Raw genomic sequence first — 18,192 nt, 5'->3', positions numbered from 1 at the left:
GGGCACCTCGGCTTGCGGCCCCCGGGACGCTTCGCCAGCCGCGATGGCATTCAATCACTTACCGGCAGGCGTGCACGACGCCTTGGCTCCATTGTCCGTCACGCCAGTGACACACTCGGTGCCGATGGCCAAGAATCTCCGATCCGATCGATCCCCGGCGAACCCGGCGTCCCGCCCGTCTCCGGGCGTGGTCCTGGACCGGCTCGCCTCCGGGCCGAGCCGGGCTGCGCGCATCACTCATACGGAGCACTTGCCCCCGCGCGCGGGCCGCCATGCCGTCTGGCCTGACCGGATTCGGTCGGAAGTGATCGCGGCCGTGCGGGCGGCCGGGATCGAGCATCCATGGGCACACCAGGCGCTGGCCGCCGAGCACGCCCTGGACGGCGATTCGGTGGTCGTCGCCACCGGCACCGCCTCCGGCAAGTCCCTCGCGTACCTCGTGCCCGTCCTGTCCATGCTGCTGGACGGCTCCGAGGCTCCGAACGGACGCGGGGCCACCGCGCTGTACCTGTCCCCCACCAAGGCGCTCGCGGCGGACCAGTGCCGGTCGGTGAAGGAACTTTCACAACCCCTTGGCAACGCCGTGCGCCCCGCCGTGTACGACGGCGACACCCCGGTCGAGCAACGGGAGTGGATCCGCCAGTACGCCAACTACGTCCTCACCAACCCCGACATGCTGCACCGCGGGATACTCCCGTCCCACCCGCGCTGGTCCTCCTTCCTGAAGTCGCTCAGGTACGTCGTGGTCGACGAGTGCCACACCTACCGCGGCGTCTTCGGCTCGCACGTCGCCCAGGTGCTGCGCCGCCTGCGCCGGCTCTGCGCCCGCTACGGCGCGTCGCCCGTCTTCCTGCTGGCCTCGGCGACCGCCGCCGAGCCGTCCGTCGCCGCCCGCCGGCTGACCGGTCTGCCGGTGGTCGAGGTCGCCGACGACGCCTCCCCGCGCGGTGAGGTCGTCTTCGCCCTCTGGGAGCCCCCGCTCACCGAGCTGCACGGCGAGAAGGGCGCCCCCGTCCGGCGCACCGCCACCGCGGAGACCGCCGACCTGCTGACCGACCTGACCGTGCAGGGCGTGCGCTCGGTCGCCTTCGTACGGTCCCGGCGCGGCGCCGAGCTGATCTCGGTCATCGCCCAGGAGCGACTCGCCGAGGTCGACCGCTCCCTGGTCCGGCGGGTCGCCGCCTACCGCGGCGGCTACCTCCCCGAGGAGCGGCGCGCCCTGGAACGCGCCCTGCACTCCGGCGACCTCCTCGGCCTCGCCGCCACGACCGCCCTGGAGCTGGGCGTGGACGTCTCCGGCCTGGACGCGGTGGTGATCGCCGGCTATCCGGGCACGCGTGCGTCCCTGTGGCAGCAGGCGGGCCGAGCGGGCCGCTCCGGGCAGGGCGCGCTCGCCGTGCTGGTCGCCCGCGACGACCCACTGGACACGTTCCTGGTCCACCATCCGGAGGCCCTGTTCGACCAACCGGTGGAGTCGACGGTCCTCGACCCCGACAACCCCTACGTCCTCGCCCCGCACCTGTGCGCGGCCGCGGCGGAACTCCCGCTGACCGAGCCGGACCTGGACCTCTTCGGCCCCGCCTGCGCGGACGTGCTGCCCCAGCTGGAGGCCGCGAAGCTGCTGCGCAGGCGCACCAGGGCCTGGCACTGGACCCGCCGGGAGCGGGCCGCCGACCTGACCGACATCCGCGGCGCGGGGGGCAGCCCGGTGCAGGTCGTGGAGGAGGGCACCGGCCGCCTGCTGGGCACGGTCGACGCGGGCGCCGCGCACTCCACGGTCCACGAGGGCGCGGTCCACCTCCACCAGGGCCGCACCTATCTGGTGCGCCGGCTGGACCTGGAGGACTCGGTGGCCCTGGTCGAGCAGGCCGACCCGCCGTACTCCACGGTCGCCCGCGACACCACCTCGATCTCCGTCCTGGAGACGGACACCGAGATCCCCTGGGGCGCCGGCCGTCTGTGCTACGGCTCGGTCGAGGTCACCAACCAGGTGGTCTCCTTCCTGCGCCGGCGCCTCATCACCGGCGAAGTACTCGGCGAGACGAAACTCGACCTCCCTCCTCGCACCCTGCGCACGCGCGCGGTGTGGTGGACGGTCACCGACGACCAGCTGGACGAGGCCCGGATCAACCCGGAGATCCTCGGCGGCGCCCTGCACGCCGCCGAGCACGCCTCCATCGGCCTGCTGCCCCTGTTCGCGACCTGCGACCGCTGGGACATCGGGGGCGTCTCCGTCCCCCTCCACCCCGACACCCTCCTTCCGACGGTCTTCGTCTACGACGGCCACCCCGGCGGCGCGGGCTTCGCCGAGCGCGCCTTCCACACCGCCCGCACCTGGCTCGCCGCCACCCGCGAGGCCATCGCCTCCTGCGAGTGCGAGGCCGGCTGCCCGTCCTGCATCCAGTCCCCCAAGTGCGGCAACGGCAACGACCCGTTGCACAAGCGGGGGGCGCTCCGGCTGCTCACCGTCCTGTTGCGAGGGGCACCGGAGGAGAAGTCCGCGGAGGCTGCGGCGCGGACTGTGCGGGAGACGGGGGCAGAGGCGAGGACTGTGCGGGAGGAGGCAGAGGCGGGGGCGCAGGAGCCGGGAGCGGCCCCGCGGGGCCCGCTCTCGACCTGACCTCCGCCGCGAACGGGCCTCTTCCCGAGGCCGCCGTCACGTCCGAGGTCTCGCCCACGAGCGCGCACCGCACCAGCCGTACCCCCTGGGCCGCCGCCACCCGCCCGGCCCGGGCGCAGGCCGCCGCCCCGCCCTCGGCCCAGTGGTCCGCCGCCGCGAGCGCGGCCAGATCCGCGCCGCCGGCCGCACGGTGCCGGACGACGACGGCGTGCCCGAGCGCGAGCACGGCACCGAACACCACGCACAGCAGGGTGATCACCCCGAGGCTCCACACGGTGGCGGACCCCCGGTCCCGGCCGGCGCAGGGCCGGTCCTCCGGGCAGCCTCTCCCCCGGCATCCGCAGGCAGGGCCGCCGGTTCGCCCGACCTCGCCTGTCACGGCCCCTCCTCCCGCGCTCCCACCGTCTCCTCGGCCAGCGCCACGGCCTGCTCGCGGACCTCGAAGGGCAGCCCGCCGAGCACCGGCGGTCTGGCCGTCACCGTCACCCGGACCTGGTCGCCCACGCGCTCCACGGTCACGCGTGCCCCGCGCGGTGCCGCCTCCCGGGTCACCGTCACCACCGCGTCGGCCGGGTCCTGCCGGGCGGCGGCCCGCGCGCCCGTGCGGGCCGCGTCCACGCACCGGATCTGCGCCGCCACCACGAGCAGCCCCCAGACCAGCGCCATCGTGAACGCCACCAGCACGCAGAGCACCACGGCCGCCTCGGCCGTCACGAACCCCCGGTCCGCCCCTCGCTCACATCCGCGCACTGAGGGCCCTCTTCACGATCGACTGGAGCTCGGCCCGGACCTGGCCGCTGGTGACGACCTCGTAGAGCAGCACCGCGAATCCGACGGCCGCCAGGATCCCCATCGCGTACTCCGACGTGACCATGCCGGCGTCCCTGCGGCCCCTGCCCCGCAGCCGTACCACGACTTCCTTGATCTTCCTGTTCATTCCAACCCCCGTGAGATTTAGGTCTTTTGTGTTCATGTACGTCTAGTCGCTCTCGTTCGCCCCCGTACGCCTCACCTCCCTCCTCGCACGCCGCCCGCGAGTCCGATCACGACGGGGAGCACGCCGACGGCGATGAAGGCGGGCAGGAAGCACAGGCCCACGGGCGCCGAGATCAGTACGGCGGCGCGCCGGGCCCGGGCGGTGGCCCCGCGAGTCCACTGCGCGCGGGCGTCCGAGGCGAGGCGCGCGGCCGGGGCGGCCGCCGGCAGCCCGGACTCGTCGGCCCGCGCCAGCAGCCGCGCCAGCGCCGCCGCGCCGGGCAGCGCGGCCAACCGACGCCACGCGTCGGCCGGTTCACCGCCGAGGCGGACCTCCGCCGCGCCCCGCGCCAGCGCTTGGCCGACGGGCCCGCCGAGCGCCTCTCCCACCGCCTGGGCCGCGATCACCGGACCGGCACCGGCCGCGATACAGGCGGCCAGCAGATCGGCGGCGAGCGGGAGTCGGCGTGCGGCCTCGGCCCCGTCCGCGGACTCCATCCCGGCGGCCGCCGCCCGTCGGCTGTGCCACCGCCACAGCCCCGCACCGACGGCCAGCCCCAGGGCGGCCCCGGGCAGGCCACCGACCAGCGCCCACGCGCCGCACCCGGCCCCGGCCGGCGGCAGCCACCGCCGCAGCGCGCCCGCGACCTCGAAGGACCGCCTCAGCACCGGCACGTCCAGCCCCAGCAGCTCGGCCATTCGACGCCGCGACCGGCGTCGCCGCCGCACCAGCTCCAGCCGTCGGACCGCCCACCCGAGGCCCAGCACCACGACCACGGCCATCCCCACCCTGTGGACAACTTCCGCACCCATACCGCCCGTTCCCCTCGTCTCTCCTCGTCTCTCCGCGCCTCTCGCCTTCCTGGCCTCCCCCCTCACACCGTCTCCGCTCCCCGCACGATCCGGGCCGCCCACGCCGTCCCCGCCGCTTCGAAGGCCGCGCCGACCGTCAGGCAGCCCAGGCCCGCGCCGGTGTGGAGCAGGACGTGGAGCGGGTCGGCGCCCATGGCCGTGCCGAGGAGCAGGCCGAGGGCGGGGAGGGCGGCGAGCAGTACGGCGGTCGCCCGGGCACCCGACAACTGCGCGCGCAGGTCGGCGCGTTGGTCCCGCTCGGCGCGCAGAGCCGCGTCCAGCCGGTCCAGGCCGACCGCGAGTCCGGCGCCCTGGTCCACCGCCACCCGCCAGCACGCGGCCAGCCCCAGCAGGCCCTCGGCGCCCGGCTGCCGGGCCGCCGCGGCGAGCGCGCCGGGCACGTCCCCGCCGAACCGCGCCGCCGCGACCACGGCCCCCTGCGCGTCGCCGAGCCCTCCGGTGTCCCGGGCCGCCCGCGGCAGCGCCTCGCCCGGCTGTCGTCCGGCACGCACCTCCCCGGCGAGGGAGCCGCACAGGGCGATCACCGCGTCGGCCCGCCGCTCACGGTCGCGTGCGGCCTGCCGCGCCCGCCGGACCCTGCGCAGCACCGGGACCCCGACCGCCCCCGCGACGACCGGAATCAGCGAGGCACCCAGCACCGCCAGCAGCAGACCGGCCGCGAGCGCCCACCACTCGGCCCCCAACCTGCCGCCCAGCCGCCGCAGTTCCACGCTCAGCCGGTCCCACGGAGGCGGCCCGGTCGGCACGACTCCGCCGTCCGCGAGCAGCAGCCGCGCCCGCCGCATCCCGTAGTGCCGCCCGCCCAGCAGCCAGACCAGCGCGACGAGGCAGGCCAGCGCCGCGCCCATGGACATCCCGGACAGCCCACCGATCCCGCCGATCCCGCCGATTCCTGCGACCCCACCGACCACGTCCGTTCCCTCTCTCACCGGTCCCCCTCCCGCTCGTCTCCGAGGTCACCCTCGAATTCGCCGGCCGCGCCGAGCAGTTGCCGCAGTCGCCCCCAGCCCCGTTCGCGGACGAACGCCCGCTCTCCCCAGCGCAGCGCGGGTACCGTCCGCACCAGGCCCGCGCCGTCCCGCTCCAGCACGTGCACCTCGGCGATCCGGCGCCGCCCGGACCGGTCCCGTACGAGGTGCAGGACCACGGAGAGCGCGGCCGCCAGCTGGCTGTGCAGCGCGGCCCGGTCGAGCCCGGCGGCCGTGGCCAGCGCCTCCAGCCGGGCCGGGACGTCCGCCGCGGTGTTGGCGTGGGCCGTGCAACAACCGCCTTCATGACCGGTGTTGAGGGCCGCGAGCAGATGCACGACCTCGGGGCCGCGCACCTCGCCGACGACCAGCCGGTCGGGCCGCATCCGCAGCGCCTGCCGGACGAGGTCCTCCAGGGTGACCAGACCGGCGCCCTCCTGGTTGGCGGGCCGGGTCTCCAGCCGCACGACGTGCGGGTGGTCCGGCCGCAGCTCGGCCGAGTCCTCGGCGAGGACGATGCGTTCGCCGGCTCCGACCAGGCCCAGCAGGGCGCTGAGCAGGGTCGTCTTGCCGCATCCGGTGCCGCCGCTGATCAGGAAGGACAGCCGGGCCGCGAGCAGCGCCCGCAGGATCCGGTCGCCGCCGGGCGGCACCGTGCCGGCCGCGACCAGCTCCTCCAGGGTGAACGCCCGGGGCCGTACGACCCGCAGGGACAGGCAGGTGCAGCCGACGGCGACCGGGGGCAGCACCGCGTGCAGCCGGGTGCCGTCGGGCAGCCGGGCGTCCACCCACGGCCGGGCGTCGTCCAGGCGCCGTCCGGCGACGGCGGCCAGCCGCTGCGCGAGGCGTCGCACCGCCGCGGGATCGGGGAAGGTCACCGAGGTCGGTTCCAGGCCGCGGCCACGGTCGACCCAGACCCGGTCCGGGGCGCAGACCAGGACGTCGGTGACGTCCTGGTCGGCGAGGAGGGGCTCCAGCGGGCCGCTGCCGACCAGTTCGCTCCTCAGGTGTGCGGCCGCGCCGAGGACTTCGGCGTCGCCGAGCACGCGGCCCTGTTCGCGCAGGGCCTGGGCCACGCGCGCGGGAGTGGGTTCGCCGCCGCTCTCGGCGAGCCAGCGCCGGACGCCGTCGAGCAGGGCGGCGCCGTCGGCCCGGGCGAGTCCGGGGAGTGTCATCGGGCGCCTCCCGCCTCGACCAGCGCACGCTCCCAGAAGGCCGTGCAGAAGCGGGCGAGCGGGCCGCGACGGGTGGCCCCGGGCGGTTTCGCGCCGCCCTGGGGACGCAGCAGCGCCGGCTCGACCGGGACCTCGCCGGCCAGCGGCAGGCCGAGCAGCCGGGCCACCTCACGGCCGTCCAGGCCGGGCGCGTACGGCCCGCGGACCGCCACGCGCACGTCGCGGACGACCATGCCGACGGCGGACGCCACCCGTCCGGCGGCCGCGACCGCCCGCAGGTCGGCGGGGACGACGAGCAGGGCCAGATCGAGCTGGGCGAGGGCTTCGGCGACGCCGTCGTCGAGGCGGCGGGGCAGATCGACCACGACCGTGCCGCCGCGCCGCCGGGCGGCGGCGAGCACCGCCCGCACCGCCTGGTGCGGGACGGCGACGCAGTCGCCGCGGTCCCAGCTGAGCACGCGCAGCGCGTGCAGCTCCGGCAGGGACTCCTCCAGCGCGCCGCCGCCGACCCGGCCGCGCGAGGCGGCGAAAGCCGGCCAGCGCAGCCCTTCGGCGCTCTCCCCGCCGAGGAGGACGTCGAGTCCGCCGCCGAGCGGATCGGCGTCCACCAGGAGGGTGCGCAGGCCCTCGCGCGCGGAGGTGACGGCGAGGGCACACGCGAGCGTGGAGGCGCCGGCCCCGCCCCGGCCGCCGATCACCCCGACGGTGAGGGCCGGACGGCCGACCCCTTCGGCGACGTCGGCGATGCGGTCGACCAGCCACTGCTCGCCGTCGGGGAGCATCAGGACGTGGTCGGCGCCGATCTGCACGGCGCGTTTCCACACCCCCGAGTCGTCCTGGTCGCGGCCGACCAGGACCACTCCGCGTCGGCGCGCGGCCCCGCCGACCCGCCGGGCCGCGTCGTCGCCGACCAGGACGAGCGGGGCCGTCTCCCAGCCGACGCCGTGGTCCGGCACCCCGTGATGGACCTCGGGTGTGGCTCCGGCGGCCGCGCACAGGCGCAACAGGTCGTCAAGAAGTTCGGCGTCCTCGGTGACGATGAGCGGCCGTCCCGGGCGTCCCGGCGCGCCGGGCGGTGGGTCGTGGGTGACGGTTCCGGTCACGGGTGTTCCCCCTTCGCTGCATGGGCCGCGCAGCCCCTGCGGCCCCGCGATTCCCAAAGATGCGGAGAACCGACAAGCGGCCCTCCATATGAACGGCCGACGGAAACCGGCCATACGCGCTCCGACAATCGGATCCGGCCATGAACTCGCCACGGCCGCAGCGCGCTGGAATCACGGTGCAGCGATCCGCGAAATAATGTGGATCTTGGTGGAAAACTGTGGACAACTCAGGGCCTGTGAATATCTCCATCACCCATACCGGTGACGCCCGCGCTGATCCCTGTGCGACTTCCACAGAGCAGCGCAACGATTACCGCGAGTAACGAATCATGGGCACACGGGAGCGGCGGCGGCAGCGGCGCGAGGGCGGCCGTACGGTCGCGGAACGAAGGGAGAGGCGGACGAAAAGGCGTCCGGACATGCGACGACCCCCGCCGGGGGGGAGAGCGGGGGTCGTCCCCACGGCCGACTCGGGGGGGGGAGGAGTCGGACCGGGTTAGCACGGTCGCGAACGATCCGTGACTTCCATGGTGTACCCGAGAGCCCTCTCAGGCAAACCCACGCGCCCCACCTTACGCCGAATGGTGGGCGCCTATGCTCAGGGGCGTGGAAAACCACTCCTCGCCCCGCGCAGCGGCGTTCTTTGACCTGGACAAGACGGTCATTGCGAAGTCGAGCACGCTCACCTTCAGCAAGTCCTTCTACCAAGGCGGGCTGATCAACCGCAGGGCCGCGCTGCGTACCGCATATGCCCAGTTCGTCTTCCTGGCCGGCGGCCTGGATCACGACCAGATGGAGCGGATGCGCGAGTATCTGTCCGCCCTGTGTCGCGGCTGGAACGTACAGCAGGTGCGGGAGATCGTCGCCGAGACCCTGCACGACCTGATCGACCCGATCATCTACGACGAGGCCGCCTCCCTCATCGAGGAGCACCACACGGCCGGGCGGGACGTGGTCATCGTGTCGACCTCGGGCGCCGAGGTGGTCGAGCCGATCGGCGAACTGCTGGGCGCGGACCGGGTGGTGGCCACGCGCATGGTCGTCGGCGAGGACGGGTGCTTCACCGGCGAGGTGGAGTACTACGCGTACGGCCCGACCAAGGCCGAGGCGATCCGCGAGCTGGCCGCGTCCGAGGGCTACGACCTCGACCGCTGCTACGCCTACAGCGACTCGGCGACCGACCTGCCGATGCTCCGGGCGGTCGGACACGCGCACGCGGTCAACCCGGACCGCGCGCTGCGCCGCGAGGCACTCGCGCGCGGGTGGCCGGTCCTGGAGTTCCGCCGGCCGGTCCCGCTCAAGAAGCGGCTGCCCTCGCTCTCCGTACCGCCCCGCCCCGCGCTCGTCGCGGCGGCGGCCGTCGGAGCGGCGGCCGCGACCGCCGGCCTCGTCTGGTACGCCAGCCGACGCCGCAGCACGGCCTGAACTTCGCCCGTTTCACCCCTGTTTGAACCTGAAAGTAAAGAAGTGCGGGCAGGGGTTCCGCTTCTTCCGGGCTCGCGGTAGAAAGAACCTAGGCCCGCGAGACCAAAGGACATCCGAGAGGATCACCTTTCACTACGCACTTGGCCCACGGACCCCGCATGGACACCGGGCACCCACGCGACGTCGACCCGTCGATTACGGGCCAGCCGCACCAGGTGACGGGCAAAGTCCCCGACCTGATGGGCACATATCGAGGACGCTTGGTAACCGGGTGAGCATGCCAGCGGCGGTACGAGAATTCGTACCGCCGCAACCCTGTCCGACGCCTCTCGCGCACTGCCCGCACCCGGGTCGCCGACTCCCGGCGCCTCAGGCCGCGCCGCGCTGGAGCGCCTCGCACACCGCCGTGGACTCGCGCACACCCAGCTCGACCGCCTTGCCGCAGTGGGCGATCCACGCCGCCATGCCCTCGGGGGTGCCGGAGACGTAGCCGCCGAGAGCCGCCAGGTAGGAGGCGCGGCCCAGTTCGGCGTATCCGACCTCGGCCGGGCAGATCGCCTTCGGGTCCAGGCCGCTGCCGATCAGGACGATCCGCTCGGCCGCGCGCGCGACCAGACCGTTGTGCGACACGAAGGGCCGCAGCGCCAGCAGTTCGCCGTGCACCACGGCGGCCGTGACCAGTGCGGGCGCGGACGTCCCGGCGATGATCAGGTCCGCGAGCCCCTCCAGCCGGCCGGAGACCTCCGCGGCGTCCGGCAGCGGCAGCTCGATCAGCGGCTCGTCCACCGCCTCGCCCGCCAGGCGCGGCCGGCCGACCTCGTCGCCGCTGCTCGCCGCGGCCACCAGGTGCAGCCGGGCCAGCACCCGCAGCGGCGACTGCCGCCAGATGGACAGCAACTGCCCCGCCTCGGCCGACAGCCGCAGGGCCGCGCCCATCACGCGCGCCTCGGCGTCACCGCTGAAGTCGGTGCGCCGCCGCACCTCCTCCAGAGCCCAGTCGGCGCCGGAGAGCGCGGCGGAGCCGCGGGCGCCGCGCAGGGCCGCCTCGGCGGTGATCTCGGTGCTGCGGCGCCGCATGATCCGGTGTCCGTAGACCCGGTCCACGGCCTTGCGCACGGACTCCACGGACTCAGCCACACCGGGCAGCGAGCCCAGGGCGGAGAGCGGATCGGCGGTCGCGCCTGTCGTACTCATGAGTACGACACTACGCACCACGGCGCCCCACCCCTCGAAGGAGTGGTCTTCTTCACTCGGGCCGCCACATACAGCTATCTGCTGACTACCGTTGGTGAACATGAAAATTGCTTTCGTCGGGAAGGGCGGCAGTGGCAAGACCACGCTCTCCTCCCTCTTCATCCGCCACCTCGCGGCCGCCGGTGCCCCGGTGGTCGCCATCGACGCGGACATCAACCAGCACCTCGGTCCCGCGCTCGGACTCGACGAGACGGAGGCGGCCGCGCTGCCCGCCATGGGCGAGCGACTGCCGCTGATCAAGGACCATCTGCGCGGCGCCAACCCGCGCATCCCCTCCGCCACCGCGATGATCAAGACGACCCCGCCCGGCGAGGGCTCGCGCCTTGTCCGGGTGAGCGAGCCGAACCCGATCTACGACGCCTGCGCACGCCCGGTGGAACTCGACGGCGGCGCCGTCCGTTTGATGGTCACGGGCCCCTTCACGGACGCCGACCTGGGGGTCGCCTGCTACCACTCCAAGACGGGAGCGGTGGAGCTGTTCCTGAACCACCTCGTCGACGGCCCCGACGAGTACGTCGTGGTCGACATGACGGCCGGTTCGGACTCCTTCGCCTCCGGCATGTTCACCCGTTTCGACATGACGTTCCTCGTCGCCGAGCCGACCCGGAAGGGAGTCTCCGTCTACCGCCAGTACAAGGAGTACGCCCGCGACTTCGGCGTCGCCCTGAAAGTCGTCGGCAACAAGATCCAGGAACAGGACGACATCGACTTCCTGCGCGCGGAGGTCGGGGACGACCTGCTCGTCACGGTCGGGCACTCGGACTGGGTGCGCGCCATGGAGAAGGGGCGACCGCCCCGGTTCGATCTCCTGGAGGAGGCCGGCTCCCGCGCCCTGCACACCCTCAAGGACACCGTGGACGCCACGTACGCCCTGCGGGACTGGGAGCGCTACACGCGCCAGATGGCGCACTTCCACCTGAAGAACGCCGAGGCGTGGGGCAACGAACGCACGGGAGCCGACCTGGCCGCTCAGATCGACCCCGGCTTCGTGCTCAGCGAGAGCGCCGGTGCGGGCGTGGCGGCTCCCGCCTGACAGCATCCGGCCGGCAACTCCCGCCTACTGCCTGACCGCCGGCGCCCCGGGTACGCCCTTGGGCGCCGGAGCCGGACGACCGGAGAGGAAGGACGCCCAGCCCTGGCGGGGCGCCTCGCCCACCGTCAGGGTGCGCAGTTTCTCCAGGGTCTTCGGGTCCTGCGCGTCCAGCCAGTCGGCCAGTTGGTGGAACGACACACAGCGCACGTCGGGCTTGTTGCACACCTCCTTCACCGTGTCCTCGACGGCACGCATGTATGTGCCGCCGTTCCAGGACTCGAAGTGGTTGCCGATGATCAGCGGCGCCCGGTTGCCGTCGTAGGCCCGGTAGAAGCCCTTGACGAGGCCGTCGCGCATCTGGTCGCCCCAGTAGTCGAACTTGTCGGGGTCGCCCTGGGTCTGGGTGCCGGACTGGTTGACCATGAAGTTGTAGTCCATGGTCAACTGCTCGAAGGTATGGCCGGGGAAGGGGACCAGTTGCATGGACAGGTCCCACAGGCCGTCCTTCTTCTTGGGCCAGACCTGGTTGTCGACGCCGCTGGAGTCGTAACGGAAGCCCAGCTGACGGGCCGCCTCCGTGAAGTTCTTCTGACCCTCCAGGCAGGGTGTGCGGGCGCCGATCAGCTCCTTGTCGTAGTCGAAGGGCAGCGAAGCCGAGTTCTTCATGCCGGTGTTGGTCTTCCACGTCTTCACGAACTGCTTGGCCTGGGCGATCTCGCTCTTCCACTCGTCCACCGACCAGGTGCCGACGCCGCCGTCGGGCCCGCAGAAGTGACCGTTGAAGTGGGTGCCGATCTCGTTGCCCTCCAGCCAGGCCAGCCGCGCCTGCCTGACGGTGTCGGCGATCCCCTTCTGGTCGTTGAAGCCGATGTCGGAGCGGCCCGGCGAGTGCTGCGGGGGCTTGTAGAGGTCACGCTTGGCCTCCGGCAGCATGTACACGCCGCTGAGGAAGAAGGTCATGGTCGCGTGGTTCTCCTTGGCGACCTTACGGAAGTGCGAGAACAGCTTCTGGCTGTCCTCACCGGCGCCGTCCCAGGAGAAGACGACGAACTGGGGCGGCTTCTGACCGGGCTTCAGCCGCTCGGGCCTGGGCAGATGCGGCTGTGCGCCGGTGTACGCGGTGGATCCGTCGCCGATCAGCCGGACGAGGCTCCGGGGCGGCGGTGCCGCCTTCTGGGGGCCGGGCGCCCCTTCCTTCGAACCGTGGGAGCCGGTCGCGCAACCGGCGAGTGACGAGGCACAGGCCGCGGCAGCCACGACGCCGACGGCGATCCTCTGGGTGGCGGTCATGTGTTCCGCCCACCTTCTTCCTTCTCTCAGGTAAACGCTGGCGAGGTCGTTTTCTGGCGATCTGCCGGGCTTGAACCGACAGCGCCGCCAACGTCGCACGGGATCGAGAAGGAATTAGTACGACAAGCCGATCAAATGATTACTTCGCCCATCCGAGGGATTCAATGAGTCATTTGCTCCGCAAAGCTATACCATTTCTTTACGTTGCGTTACTCTTAATTTACCGAGAGTGCCCATTCTGCCCCAGTCCGCGACCGCGCCGCCCCGGAGGAGACGGGACCATGCCCACCTGCACATCCCCTCCCACCCGGCACCCCGCCGGCCTGTCCGCGTCGACGTCGACGTCCGTCGCGGTCCTCCTGATCACCCTGGCCCCGTCTCTCGGACTCGGCTGCGCGGACCTCGTCGCGCCCCTCGCGGTAGCCGCCGTGCTGCTGACGGTCCCGATCCTGGAGGAGATCCCGCTCGTCTCCCTCGCCCCCATCACGCATGCCCGGCAGGAAGGAGCCCATCACGGAGGAATTCACGGCCAGTTGACCTTTCCCGCGGTGCACCGACCCGGCGGGGCCTTCCCGCTCATACCCCAAGGCGCCCACGCCGTCGCGAACGCCGTCATCGCGCGAGGCGGCACGGCCGACCTGTCGGGCCGACGCGGCACACCCCGGACCGTCGCCGGACCGAACCCGCCTGCCGCCGGGCGGACTTGGTCCGGCACCGAGTCGGCCAGAGCCAACACCGAGCCGACCGGAGCCGTCACCGGGCTGATGGCGTCCACCATCCGGTCGGCCGGCTCCGCCGCGAGATCCGTCACCGGCTCGGCCCGGTCCGCGCTCTGCCGGTGTCGGCCCTGGACGCCGTGGCGTGACCACCAGGACTGCGTCACGGGTGCTCCGGCCTCTCCGGCAGGACAGGACACGGCGGGAGAGGTGGCGGCGGGGAGGGAACTCGCGCGTGGCATCAGCTCGTTCCAGCGTCACACCGCGCCGCTGGTGCGAGCGGAGCTGGCGCGGCTCGCCAGGGACGGCCAGCGGCCCGCACAGCTCTTCCTGACCTGTGCCGACTCCCGGCTCGTCACATCGATGATCACCGCCAGCGGCCCCGGCGACCTGTTCGTCGTCCGCAACGTCGGCAATCTGGTGCCGCCACCGGGCGAGGAACACGCCGACGACTCGGTGGCGGCGGCCATCGAGTACGCGGTGGAGGTGCTCGGGGTGCGCTCCATCACCGTGTGCGGTCACTCGGGATGCGGGGCGATGCAGGCGCTGCTCTCCGGCGAGTGCGGGGACGGCGGCAGGGGCGGTGATTCCGGAACGGCGGGGGCCGGGACGGGAGCCGGTGCCGCGGGCGCCGCCGAGGCCGTGGTCACCCCCCTGCGTCGCTGGCTCCGGCACGGGCTGCCGAGTCTCGCGCGGATGGACCGGGAGGACCGCTGTGCCCGGCCCCGGCTGACCGGGCGGTCCGCGGTGGACGCCGCGCACGCCATGGACGCCGTGGAACGACTGTGTCTGGTCAACGTGGTCCAGCAGTTGGAGCACCTGCGAGCGCACGGGCCGGTGGCGCGGGCGTTGGCCAGGTGCGAGCTGGAGCTGCACGGGATGTACTTCCACGTGGCCGAGGCGCGGGCGTATCTGCTGGTGGAAGCGGAGGGCGGCCGGGTGTTCGAGGACGTCGCCGAGGGTGTCGTCACAGGAGAGGAGGCACATGGTGCCGTGTGAGTCCCAGGCCGTCGACAGGTCTACACCAATTTTGTCGACGACCCTTGTCACCGGGCCCCCGCGTCTGATGAGCTGTGGGCTGGGACACAACGGACACCCTTCGAAAGGGAGATGTCGTGAGCAACGAAAGCCTGGCCAACCTGCTCAAGGAAGAACGCAGGTTCGCGCCGCCCGCCGACCTGGCCGCGCACGCCAACGTCACCGCGGAGGCGTACGCACAGGCCAAGGCTGACAGGCTCGGCTTCTGGGCCGAGCAGGCCCGTCGGCTGACCTGGGCCAAGGAACCGACCGAGACGCTGGACTGGTCGAACCCGCCGTTCGCGAAGTGGTTCAAGGACGGCGAGCTGAACGTCGCGTACAACTGCGTGGACCGCCACGTCGAGGACGGACTCGGCGAACGGGTCGCCATCCACTTCGAGGGTGAGCCCGGCGACAGCCGCTCGATCACCTACGCGGAGCTGAAGGACGAGGTCTCCAGGGCGGCCAACGCCCTGCTGGAGCTGGGCGTCCGCAAGGGCGACCGGGTCGCCATCTACATGCCGATGATCCCGGAGACCGCGATCGCGATGCTGGCCTGCGCCCGCATCGGCGCCGCGCACTCGGTCGTCTTCGGCGGCTTCTCGGCCGACGCGCTCGCGACCCGCATCCAGGACGCCGACGCCAAGGTCGTCATCACCTCCGACGGCGGCTACCGGCGCGGCAAGCCCTCCGCGCTCAAGCCCGCCGTGGACGAGGCGATCGACAAGGTCGACAACGTCGAGCACGTGCTGGTGGTGCGCCGTACCGGGCAGGACGTGGCCTGGGACGACACCCGGGACGTCTGGTGGGACGACCTCGTCGGCCGGCAGTCCGCGGAGCACACCCCTCAGGCGTTCGAGGCCGAGCACCCGTTGTTCATCCTCTACACCTCGGGGACCACGGGTAAGCCGAAGGGCATCCTGCACACCTCCGGCGGCTACCTCACCCAGGTGGCGTACACCCACCACGCCGTCTTCGACCTCAAGCCCGAGACGGACGTGTTCTGGTGCACGGCCGACGTCGGCTGGGTCACCGGGCACTCGTACATCGTCTACGGCCCGCTGGCCAACGGCGCGACGCAGGTCATGTACGAGGGCACCCCGGACACCCCGCATCAGGGCCGGTTCTGGGAGATCGTGCAGAAGTACGGCGTCACGATCCTCTACACCGCCCCGACGGCGATCCGGACGTTCATGAAGTGGGGCGACGACATCCCCGCGAAGTTCGATCTGAGCAGCCTGCGTGTCCTCGGTTCGGTGGGCGAGCCCATCAACCCCGAGGCGTGGGTCTGGTACCGGAAGAACATCGGCGCCGACAAGACCCCTGTCGTGGACACCTGGTGGCAGACCGAGACCGGCGCGATGATGATCTCGCCGCTGCCCGGTGTCACCGAGGCCAAACCCGGTTCCGCGCAGACCCCGTTGCCCGGCATCAGCGCGACCGTCGTCGACGACGAGGCGCACGAGGTGCCCAACGGCGGCGGTGGCTATCTGGTGCTGACCGAGCCGTGGCCGTCGATGCTGCGCACGATCTGGGGCGACGACCAGCGGTTCATCGACACCTACTGGTCCCGCTTCGAGGGCAAGTACTTCGCCGGTGACGGCGCGAAGAAGGACGACGACGGCGACATCTGGCTGCTGGGCCGGGTCGACGACGTCATGCTCGTGTCCGGCCACAACATCTCCACCACCGAGGTGGAGTCGGCCCTCGTCTCGCACCCCGCTGTCGCGGAGGCGGCCGTCGTCGGCGCCGCCGACGAGACCACCGGCCAGGCCATCGTCGCCTTCGTCATCCTGCGCGGCACGGCCTCGGAGGACGACACGCTCATCGGCGCGCTGCGCGACCACGTGGGCGCCACGCTCGGCCCGATCGCCAAGCCCAAGCGGATCCTGCCGGTGGCCGAACTGCCGAAGACCCGCTCCGGCAAGATCATGCGCCGCCTGCTGCGCGACGTCGCCGAGAACCGCCAGCTCGGAGACGTCACGACGCTGACGGACTCGTCGGTCATGGACCTCATCCAGACCAAGCTGCCGGCCGCGCCCGGCGAGGACTGACCCGCACGGTCCGAGGACCGACCCGCACCGCCCGCGAAGGGGCACCCGGCCGACACGCCGGGTGCCCCTTCGGTGTCCGGCGTGAGGATCACCGGCCCCGGACCGCATCCCTCCGCCCTTGGGCAAACGGGCAATCTTAGGTAAGCTAAGTAAAGCGTCAAGAACGCGACAAGGTGTGCCGGGAAGTCTGGTCGGCGAAGTGAGCCGTCCTGCCTACCCACCGGAGGTCCCCCGTGACCGCGCCCCGCGCCCGCACCAACGCCCGCAAGGTTCTCGGACGCCTGTCCCTGCCCGAGCGGTCCTTCGTGGCGGACGCGCTGCGCACCGAGACCGTCGGCGGCATCCTGCTGCTGATCGCCGCCGTCACAGCCCTGGTCTGGGCGAACGTCCCCACCCTCCGCCACGGCTACGAAGCCGTCAGCCACTTCCGGCTGGGCCCCGGCGCGCTCGGCCTGAACCTCTCCGTGGCCCACTGGGCCGCCGACGGCCTGCTCGCGGTCTTCTTCTTCGTCGCCGGCACCGAGCTGAAGCGCGAACTGGTCGCCGGGGACCTGCGCGACCCGAGGGCGGCCGCGCTGCCCGTGGTCGCCGCGCTGTGCGGCATGGCCGTACCGGCGCTCGTCTACACCCTCACCAACCTCACCGGACACGGCTCGACCCAGGGCTGGGCGGTGCCCACCGCCACCGACATCGCCTTCGCGCTCGCCGTCCTCGCGGTCATCGGCACCTCGCTGCCCAGCGCCCTGCGCGCCTTCCTGCTCACCCTCGCGGTCGTGGACGACCTCTTCGCGATCATGATCATCGCGATCTTCTTCACGGACCGGCTGAACTTCGCCGCCCTCGGCGGGGCCGTCGCCGGGCTGGTGGTCTTCTGGCTGCTGCTGCGCAAGGGCGTGCGCGGCTGGTACGTGTACGTGCCCCTCGCACTGGTGATCTGGGCGCTGATGTACAACAGCGGCGTGCACGCCACCATCGCCGGTGTGGCGATGGGGCTGATGCTGCGCTGCACCACCCGGGACGGCGAGGAGCACTCGCCCGGCGAGCACGTCGAGCACCTGGTGCGCCCCCTGTCGGCAGGGCTCGCCGTACCGGTGTTCGCACTGTTCAGCGCCGGGGTGACGGTCTCCGGCGGGGCGCTCCAGGACGTGTTCACCAGGCCGGAGACGCTCGGCGTGGTGCTCGGGCTCGTCATCGGCAAGACGCTCGGCATATTCGGCGGCACCTGGCTGACCGCCCGCTTCACCCGCGCCTCGCTCAGCGACGACCTCGCCTGGGCCGACGTCTTCGCGGTGGCCTCGCTCGCCGGCATTGGCTTCACCGTCTCACTGCTCATCGGCGAACTCGCCTTCGTCGGTGACGCCGTCCTCACCGACGAGGTGAAGGCCGCCGTCCTCACCGGATCGCTGATCGCGGCGGTGTGTGCGACGGTGCTGCTGAAGATACGCAACGCCAGGTACCGCAGGCTGTGCGCGGAGGAGGAGCGCGACGACGACCTCGACGGCATCCCGGACGTGTACGAGCAGGACGACCCGGCGTACCACCTGCGCATGGCCGAGATCCTTGAGCGCAGGGCCGCCGAACACCGGCGCATCGCCGCAGAGCGGGCCGCAGCGGCCCGCCACGGGCTTGCGGAAGTGGCGGGCGGGGCAGGCGAGGAGGACGACCGTCCGGCATGATCTGACGAGACGG

13 protein-coding genes and 2 pseudogenes are annotated in these 18,192 nt (G+C 72.6%); 6 read left to right on the top strand and 9 right to left on the bottom strand.

Features of this window, described 5'->3' with window-relative positions:
• Positions 1–43 precede the first annotated feature (43 nt).
• Positions 44–2,620 (top strand): DEAD/DEAH box helicase, encoded by a 2,577-nt coding sequence (locus ACZ4MF_RS06770; protein ID WP_467490435.1) that lies wholly within the window; start codon positions 44–46, stop codon positions 2,618–2,620.
• Here ACZ4MF_RS06770 and ACZ4MF_RS06765 read toward each other — a convergent pair.
• The 7 genes and pseudogenes from ACZ4MF_RS06765 to ssd all read right to left on the bottom strand — a co-directional run.
• Positions 2,586–2,894 (bottom strand): annotated as a pseudogene (locus ACZ4MF_RS06765) (Rv3654c family TadE-like protein); the annotation flags it as partial. The gene ACZ4MF_RS06770 and the pseudogene ACZ4MF_RS06765 sit on opposite strands and share 35 nt — an antisense overlap.
• A 101-nt stretch (positions 2,895–2,995) precedes the next feature.
• A complete protein-coding gene (locus ACZ4MF_RS06760; protein ID WP_467490433.1) occupies positions 2,996–3,334 on the bottom strand; it encodes a TadE family type IV pilus minor pilin in 339 nt (112 codons plus the stop codon).
• Positions 3,335–3,356: 22 nt separating this feature from the next.
• Positions 3,357–3,557 (bottom strand): DUF4244 domain-containing protein, encoded by a 201-nt coding sequence (locus tag ACZ4MF_RS06755; RefSeq protein ID WP_356029337.1) that lies wholly within the window; start codon positions 3,555–3,557, stop codon positions 3,357–3,359.
• Between the two features lie 71 nt (positions 3,558–3,628).
• The gene (locus ACZ4MF_RS06750; protein WP_467490431.1) at positions 3,629–4,408 is read right to left on the bottom strand and encodes a type II secretion system F family protein; all 780 of its coding nucleotides are present in this window, start codon (positions 4,406–4,408) and stop codon (positions 3,629–3,631) included.
• Positions 4,409–4,470: 62 nt separating this feature from the next.
• Positions 4,471–5,316: a type II secretion system F family protein gene (locus ACZ4MF_RS06745; protein ID WP_467490690.1), complete on the bottom strand. Its 846-nt coding sequence runs from the start codon at positions 5,314–5,316 to the stop codon at positions 4,471–4,473.
• Between the two features lie 77 nt (positions 5,317–5,393).
• Positions 5,394–6,611 carry a TadA family conjugal transfer-associated ATPase gene (locus ACZ4MF_RS06740; protein ID WP_467490429.1) on the bottom strand — a complete coding sequence of 406 codons (1,218 nt, stop codon included), beginning with the start codon at positions 6,609–6,611 and terminating at the stop codon, positions 5,394–5,396.
• On the bottom strand, positions 6,608–7,714 hold the full coding sequence (ssd, locus tag ACZ4MF_RS06735) for a septum site-determining protein Ssd (RefSeq protein ID WP_467490427.1): 1,107 nt from the start codon (positions 7,712–7,714) through the stop codon (positions 6,608–6,610). The genes ACZ4MF_RS06740 and ssd overlap by 4 nt, the downstream gene beginning before the upstream one ends.
• 594 nt (positions 7,715–8,308) lie before the next feature.
• Between ssd and ACZ4MF_RS06730 the strand changes: the two genes are divergently transcribed.
• On the top strand, positions 8,309–9,139 hold the full coding sequence (locus ACZ4MF_RS06730) for an HAD family hydrolase (protein ID WP_467490425.1): 831 nt from the start codon (positions 8,309–8,311) through the stop codon (positions 9,137–9,139).
• 369 nt (positions 9,140–9,508) lie between these two features.
• Here the strand turns inward: ACZ4MF_RS06730 and ACZ4MF_RS06725 are convergent, their stop codons facing one another.
• Positions 9,509–10,333 carry a Fic family protein gene (locus tag ACZ4MF_RS06725; protein WP_467490423.1) on the bottom strand — a complete coding sequence of 275 codons (825 nt, stop codon included), beginning with the start codon at positions 10,331–10,333 and terminating at the stop codon, positions 9,509–9,511.
• 100 nt (positions 10,334–10,433) lie between these two features.
• On the opposite strand from ACZ4MF_RS06725, the gene ACZ4MF_RS06720 reads away from it, so the two are divergent.
• The gene (locus tag ACZ4MF_RS06720; RefSeq protein ID WP_467490421.1) at positions 10,434–11,426 is read left to right on the top strand and encodes an ATP-binding protein; all 993 of its coding nucleotides are present in this window, start codon (positions 10,434–10,436) and stop codon (positions 11,424–11,426) included.
• Positions 11,427–11,450: 24 nt separating this feature from the next.
• Here the strand turns inward: ACZ4MF_RS06720 and ACZ4MF_RS06715 are convergent, their stop codons facing one another.
• Positions 11,451–12,716 (bottom strand): polysaccharide deacetylase family protein, encoded by a 1,266-nt coding sequence (locus ACZ4MF_RS06715; RefSeq protein ID WP_467490419.1) that lies wholly within the window; start codon positions 12,714–12,716, stop codon positions 11,451–11,453.
• A gap of 482 nt (positions 12,717–13,198) precedes the next feature.
• Here ACZ4MF_RS06715 and ACZ4MF_RS06710 point away from each other — a divergent pair.
• The 3 genes and pseudogenes from ACZ4MF_RS06710 to nhaA form a co-directional block, all read left to right on the top strand.
• Positions 13,199–14,431, top strand: a pseudogene (locus ACZ4MF_RS06710) (carbonic anhydrase); the annotation flags it as partial.
• Between the two features lie 116 nt (positions 14,432–14,547).
• Complete coding sequence (acs, locus tag ACZ4MF_RS06705) at positions 14,548–16,503, top strand: acetate--CoA ligase (RefSeq protein ID WP_467490417.1); 1,956 nt, start codon at positions 14,548–14,550, stop codon at positions 16,501–16,503.
• A gap of 233 nt (positions 16,504–16,736) precedes the next feature.
• Positions 16,737–18,179: a Na+/H+ antiporter NhaA gene (gene nhaA / locus ACZ4MF_RS06700; protein WP_467490415.1), complete on the top strand. Its 1,443-nt coding sequence runs from the start codon at positions 16,737–16,739 to the stop codon at positions 18,177–18,179.
• Positions 18,180–18,192 lie beyond the last annotated feature (13 nt).

This window comes from Streptomyces sp. NPDC025793, assembly GCF_055558375.1.
Note: the sequence above shows the minus strand (reverse complement) of the source record. Positions and strands in the feature narration are given on the sequence as shown.

Coding starts and splice junctions, on each gene's coding strand:
- ACZ4MF_RS06770 (WP_467490435.1), top strand. CDS start 44: ATGGCATTCAATCACTTACCGGCAGGCGTGCACGACGCCTTGGCTCCA.
- ACZ4MF_RS06755 (WP_356029337.1), bottom strand. CDS start 3,557: ATGAACAGGAAGATCAAGGAAGTCGTGGTACGGCTGCGGGGCAGGGGC.
- ACZ4MF_RS06750 (WP_467490431.1), bottom strand. CDS start 4,408: ATGGGTGCGGAAGTTGTCCACAGGGTGGGGATGGCCGTGGTCGTGGTG.
- ACZ4MF_RS06745 (WP_467490690.1), bottom strand. CDS start 5,316: ATGGGCGCGGCGCTGGCCTGCCTCGTCGCGCTGGTCTGGCTGCTGGGC.
- ACZ4MF_RS06740 (WP_467490429.1), bottom strand. CDS start 6,611: ATGACACTCCCCGGACTCGCCCGGGCCGACGGCGCCGCCCTGCTCGAC.
- ACZ4MF_RS06730 (WP_467490425.1), top strand. CDS start 8,309: ATGCTCAGGGGCGTGGAAAACCACTCCTCGCCCCGCGCAGCGGCGTTC.
- ACZ4MF_RS06725 (WP_467490423.1), bottom strand. CDS start 10,333: ATGAGTACGACAGGCGCGACCGCCGATCCGCTCTCCGCCCTGGGCTCG.
- ACZ4MF_RS06720 (WP_467490421.1), top strand. CDS start 10,434: ATGAAAATTGCTTTCGTCGGGAAGGGCGGCAGTGGCAAGACCACGCTC.
- ACZ4MF_RS06715 (WP_467490419.1), bottom strand. CDS start 12,716: ATGACCGCCACCCAGAGGATCGCCGTCGGCGTCGTGGCTGCCGCGGCC.